The 6231-nt window shown below is 37.0% G+C and carries 5 protein-coding genes; 3 read left to right on the top strand and 2 right to left on the bottom strand.

Going from position 1 to position 6231, the window contains the following annotated elements:
• Both EP737_RS23725 and spoVM read left to right on the top strand, forming a co-directional pair.
• The coding region (locus EP737_RS23725) for a peptidase G2 autoproteolytic cleavage domain-containing protein (protein WP_281278927.1) at positions 1–1401 on the top strand (1401 nt) is incomplete at its 5' end.
• A gap of 317 nt (positions 1402–1718) precedes the next feature.
• A complete protein-coding gene (gene spoVM, locus EP737_RS26985; protein WP_129731670.1) occupies positions 1719–1799 on the top strand; it encodes a stage V sporulation protein SpoVM in 81 nt (26 codons plus the stop codon).
• A gap of 980 nt (positions 1800–2779) precedes the next feature.
• On the opposite strand, the gene arr is transcribed toward spoVM, so the two are convergent.
• Complete coding sequence (gene arr / locus EP737_RS23735) at positions 2780–3196, bottom strand: NAD(+)--rifampin ADP-ribosyltransferase (protein WP_129731666.1); 417 nt, start codon at positions 3194–3196, stop codon at positions 2780–2782.
• A 1601-nt stretch (positions 3197–4797) separates the two neighbouring features.
• On the opposite strand from arr, the gene EP737_RS23740 reads away from it, so the two are divergent.
• Entirely contained in the window at positions 4798–5889 is a 1092-nt protein-coding gene (locus EP737_RS23740) for a replication initiation protein (protein WP_129731668.1), read from the top strand.
• A gap of 153 nt (positions 5890–6042) precedes the next feature.
• Here the strand turns inward: EP737_RS23740 and EP737_RS25820 are convergent.
• A partial coding sequence (locus EP737_RS25820) for a hypothetical protein (protein ID WP_246040359.1) occupies positions 6043–6231 on the bottom strand: 189 nt, incomplete at its 5' end.

The raw sequence follows: 6231 nt of genomic DNA on the forward strand, positions 1-6231 counted from the left end.
GGTATATCAACAAGTACAGGTATAAATGCAAATGGTGCTCATGCCGAAGGGGTTTCTACTAACGCTTTAGCTCAAGGAAGTCATGCCGAAGGAGGAGGTACAACCGCAAGTGGTGATAATTCCCACTCTGAAGGAACCAGTACAATCGCAAGTGGAACTGCTGCTCATGCAGAAGGTTCAGGTACAATGGCAAATGGAGATGCTTCTCATGCCGAAGGTAGTAATACAATAGCAAATGGATCTAATTCACATGCGGAGGGCATATCAACAAGTACAGGTATAAATGCAAATGGCGCCCATGCAGAAGGAGCAGGTACAACGGCAAATAGCGATTCTTCCCATGCCGAAGGAAATAATACAACGGCAAGTGGATTTGCGGCCCATTCCGAAGGTAACTTCACAACCGCAGGTGGAGATATTTCTCATGCAGAAGGTAACGGTACAACAGCAAGTGGAACTTCTTCCCACGCAGAAGGAACCAATACAACAGCAAGTGGAACTTCTTCTCACGCAGAAGGAACCGGTACAACTGCCAGTGGATTTGCTTCTCATGCCGAAGGAACCGGTACAACTGCCAGTGGGGATTCTTCTCACGCAGAAGGTAGCGGTACAAGGGCCAGTGGATTTGCGGCCCATGCAGAAGGATCAGGTACAATCGCTAGTGGGGATTTATCTCATGCTGAAGGACTGAGTACAACAGCAAATGGTTTCGAAGGAGCCCATATTATGGGTAGAAATGGAGCTGTTAATGCTACAGATGGGGACCCAACTTATTCGTGGAATGTAGCCTTCGGAGCAGTAGCCTATGATGCTACAGGTCTAATTGGAAAACTTTTGAATAACGGCAATATGTTCGTAGATGGAGCATATTTAACTCCAGCAGGTGATTACGCAGAAATGTTTGAAACAGCCGATGGAAACTCGATTGATGTTGGCTATTTCGTTACTGTGTCGACAGAAGATAAAATCCGAAAGGCCGCTTCAAATGATCTATTTATTTTGGGAATAACAAGTGCAACACCAGGTCTGTTAGGAAATAGCGGATGCTTACGCTGGCAAGGAAAATATCTGACTGATGAATGGGGACGAAAAAAATATTATGAGGTGACCATTCCAGCTCAAAAAGACGAAAAAGGAAATGTAATCATTTCAGAAAGAAAAATAATGCAGCCTATACCTAATCCAGAATGGAATCCCCATGAAGAATATATCTCTCGTGTAAATCGTCCAGAATGGGTAGCCGTCGGATTAATTGGTCAAATACTGGTTCGAGATGATGGGACTTGTGAAACTCATGGATATTGTTGGTCGAATGATGATGGAATTGCAACAAAAGCGGAGAAAGGATATTTTGTATTAAAACGTACAGGTCCTAATCAAATCCTGATTCTGGTTCGTTAGGGAACGAACATAATATATTTATTAATGGAAATAAATTATTATTGATCATAGTAAAAGAATGATAGTTTGATTAAAATCAGTACTTCTCACTTCCGATAAGCTTGATTATGCGAACATGGAAGCCCTCCAGCTAAGCGCAATCTGGAGGGCTTTTTGATAGGTTACTAAATACAGTGACTACCGATAATGTCGCGTTATGTAAACCTGACATGTATAGAGTATACAAAAAACACTGATGCATATAGAAGCACTGATGAATTAACACCTTTCTTCTGTTTGAATACATTATAGGAGCAATGGAGAGTAGGAGAAAAACTATGAAATGTTATACAATTAAATTACCTAAGTTTCTTGGCAGACTTGTACACACTATGCTGAATAGATTTAAAAAGGATTAAAAAGAGAACCATTTGACACGCTACCCATAAGTCATCTTATGTAAATAAGCAGCCTTTTTAGGCTGCTTTCTGTTTTTTCTTTAGAGTATTATCTCCTTCTCGAAACCCAATAAAATCAATAAAATGAATGTATACTTTTGTTTGATATTTGCAAAATGTCACTAAAAACAAGAAGAGGTCAATAAAAACAACAAAACGAATGTAAACTTTTTTATAAAAGTTTACATTGAACATAAAAAGCCATGTTCCCCATTAGATAGACTGATTGACTTCCGATAATTAGGGATTATGTCAACTTGACATGTATAGAGTATACAATTTTTTCAGTGATTAATGTTTTTTTGTTTTATTTGGGTAAACGGACAAGCATAAGAATTACTTTTTCATAAATTATTCTAGCATTTTAAAAAGAGGTGAATAATTATGGATAATAAAAATAGCGGTAATGTAGGAAAAGACATATATGATATATCACCTATAAAAAATGGATGGGTGCAAGAAGATGGAAAATTGTACTATTATGTGAATGGACTACTCCAGATAGACCGATGGGTGCAAGATGGCGAAAACTATTACCTCTGGGATGGTCTTACACAGATAGTGCACTGGTGGGATAGTCCTACACAGAGATGGTACTGCTACTATTGGGATAGTACTAGATGGGTATCTCTATAGCAGCAGTAAAATGCCGTACAGTACAAAAAATAGGTCCCTATCAATTAGGTTCTGATGGTACTGTTAATAATGTCAATAGCCAAACGCTTTCTGCATGGTATGGGTTCTCTCCCGTATTGGTGTTGGACAAGCATATGTACCACAAACAAATTATCATTACTAGATAATGATTGCTACGAGTAACTTCCAATAACGGGAATTATGTAAACATGCCCCCCTTCAGTGATCTGAAGGGGGGTTTTTAGCATTCTAGATACATTGACTCCCGATAATGAGGGATTATGAAACCTCACATGATGTGAGAATCAATCGTATATTACGTTTTTTCCTTCTTCACTTAACTTTTTTAAAGATGTAAGCATATGATTTATTTCTTCATCGGAATGCCTTTCCCATGAACTTAATTCAGCTACTATTTTCAAAGGAGATTTAGATCTATAAGAACGTGTTGGGTTTCCAGGGAATTTTTTGTCAGTTAAGTTCGGATCATTTTCAAAATCACCTAATGGTTCTACAATATAAATCCTCTCTTTTGAATTAGATCTTGCTAATTCAGCACCCCATTTAGCAGCGTTTAATGTTGCAGTAAAATAGATATGGTTAGATTTTTTATCCTGATAATTGGATAAGTGCAACGGTTCAAGCAGATCTCCGATTTTCAGTTCTGCTTTAGTACCATGAAAGAAAGGACCAGGATCTAAGATATTTTTTTTGTCACTCATATATCCACACCCCTTATACTTTTAGACTTGCGTATAACAGTATAAGACAAGACATGAATGAAAAAACAGTCTATAAATAATCCTCAGATAGGGTTATAATGGAAGTAGAGACTAAGATGTTATAAGAAACAAACCATCTAAATAAAAAAAGACTGCTAGCTAGCAGTCTTTTTTTATTTCCAAAATTCCCAACACTTCTTTTTTTCCTCAGCAGCAGCAAGTTGTTTTCTCGTCTCTTAGATTTCACGTATATGACTCATACTCCGCTGATCCATACGTTCCATGACTGTTTTATAATTTTCCCCTGGATTTATAGCCAGGGCGCAATTATACAGTTGCTTCGCATCTATAATTTTCGAAGTTGCACAGCAACTTGTTCTCGATTCGTTTTTCCTGCAGGGGCTGTCCTTTTATTCTCTTTCTCTATGTATTCTTCCTTGTTTTTTCTTTTCTCCATATCACTTTCATCACTCCTTTCATTCTTTCTTGTAACTGTTCTCTATCTTTTTTCACCATATATGTTGTTCTTAACATCCATATAACCCCACATCCCAGCATCATTATCTATTCATATTTCTGATTCATTTCATTCAGTTTCTTCTCTCATTTTGTATCTTTGTATATTCTCTTTTCATTTGATTTTATCTCTTATTCTTCTTTTCTTTTTTCTCTTCACATTTACCCTCTATCTAGCCCGAACGCCCCATTTGTATGTTCTCCACACCTCATGCCGACGAAGTTGGTATGAGGTGTGGAGACGAGAACTCGAAAAATGGGGCGTTCGGGCGGCGGTACATCGCAATTTCAAGTGTGCACTATATCCATACATAAATTGAAGCGCCAATAATGTATAGGTATAGTATACATCTTTTATATCAGTTCATATGGCATTGGAAACAGGGTATATAAAAGAAATTTATTTTAAAACGCCTTAAATCTCGATAAAAGGCTTCTAGATGAATAATAGTAGTTTTCTATGTTTGCAGAAAAACAAACGCTTAAAAACAAATCTGAGGCTTCTGAACGGCATCTCTAATGTTTGAAAAGGTTTTTCCCTTTCTTTTGGGCAGAGCCCACCACGTATGCGTATAAGCATATGGAGAAAAAGCAACACAAGGGACGGATGATCTGGCGGTACTCCTATTACCTTTTAGATGTTAAAGGGCACACAGCTCCTTTTGTGTTTTTTAACATCTTTTTTTTTAAAACTTTTTAAGTTTTTTCGGAAGTCTTAAAGCCTTGCTACATCAACGTTTTTGAGACTTAAATATTACATTTTGGATGTGAACAATTACATTTTGGATGTGAACAATTACATTTTGGATGTCTTAACAATTACATTTTGGATGCGAACAATTACATTTTGGATGTGAACAATTACATTTTGGATGTCTTAACAATTACATTTTGGATGTGAACAATTACATTTTGGATGTAAGAAACATTTGAAATGAATCTGGATTATTACTTTTTCAATGTAGAAGATAGAGTAATATTTAGGAATTTTATAAAAATTACACTTTATATATTGTAATTTTTTATTTATTATTGGATAATTTTTTCAAAGATTCAAAGAATCAGGGGGCAAGGGAGAGATTCCAATGACAGAGAAAAATAATAGTCTGGTGAAAAAAGCAAACACTCTCATTGAAGCAAGTTATCGCTTAAGTACGATAGAACAAAAAATTGTTTTGACATTAGCAAGCAAAATACACGTAAATGACAACGAATTGAAAGTTTACACGTTATCAATCAAAGAATTTTGTGAATCATTAGGAATCACTGGCAACAATCAATACACTCGCCTCCGTCAAACGACGCTTGGATTGATGAGAAAGGCATTCCAGATACAACTAGAAGATGATGTTGTACAAGTCTCTTGGCTGTCGTATGTCCGTTATAACAAAAACAAAGGCACAGTCGATTTACAATTTGCCCCGTTTCTAAAACCATACCTGCTCGAATTAAAACGTAATTTCACGACCTACCCCCTTGACAATGTCATCAAGTTAAAGCATTCCTACTCAATCCGTCTGTATGAATTAGTGAAGCAATATCAAACAATTAAGGAACGTACCTTCAGGCTCGATGACCTCTTGCAAAAGCTCGGTCTTGAGGAAAGTAGTTATACATCATTCGGCAATTTGAAGCTCCGTGTCCTCACTCCAGCTTTGAAAGAACTGAACGAGAAAACAGACCTCTCCTTAGAAGTGGAACAAATAAAAGAAGGCCGTAAAGTTGTTGCGTTACGCTTCACCATACATAGCAAAGCAAATCCGTTCTCGGTATTGGAAGGCAGAAAAACCGTTGAAACAAAGAAAATTGAAAAGGTAAGAGAATTCCTTTCCATGCACCAGTTGGAAGCGTCAGATAAACTCATCAAAACTTGGCTTCCGAAGGGAGTAGACTATGTTTTAGATGTGCTGAAATATGCAACCAAGGAACCTGGCATTACGAATCCTGTTGGATTTGCTATTCACTGCTTTAAGAATGACGTGAGCGTAGAAAGCTTACAACAAGAAGTCAGTAAAACTAGAAACATCAAACGAACAGAAATGCTGCCGGATTGGTTCAAGAAAGACGAACAACAAAATGAGCAACAAGAATTTTCTGTTGAAGACATAAATCTCATCGAAGAGCGCAAAAGACTCGAAGAGGAACTTAAGAAATATCAAAAGGCAAAAAGGGGCTGACCCAAAAGCCCTTAAATAATGAAAATTAACGGAAGTATGTGAAATAGACCATAGTTGAAAACCCTTGATTTTACTAGGTTTTCAACTATGGTCTATTTTTCCATTTCAGATCAAAAAGAGGCATTACTTCCCTTTTGGGACGGCCTCTTTTTTCTAAAGCTCTGGTCCATGGTCTCGCTCTCTCTTTCTAGTTTGTTGCTTTTCTAGTTTCTCTTTTTCAATTTGTTTTTGTTTACTTGCCAAGAATCTTTGAACACCCTCAATTTCATCTTTATCAAAATACTTTGTTAACGGCTTTTCTTTTGCTTTATCTAGAATACGAGCCTTGAGATAGCCAAACGC

This window comes from Ectobacillus funiculus (assembly GCF_004138295.1).
Taxonomy (GTDB): domain Bacteria; phylum Bacillota; class Bacilli; order Bacillales; family Bacillaceae_G; genus Ectobacillus; species Ectobacillus funiculus.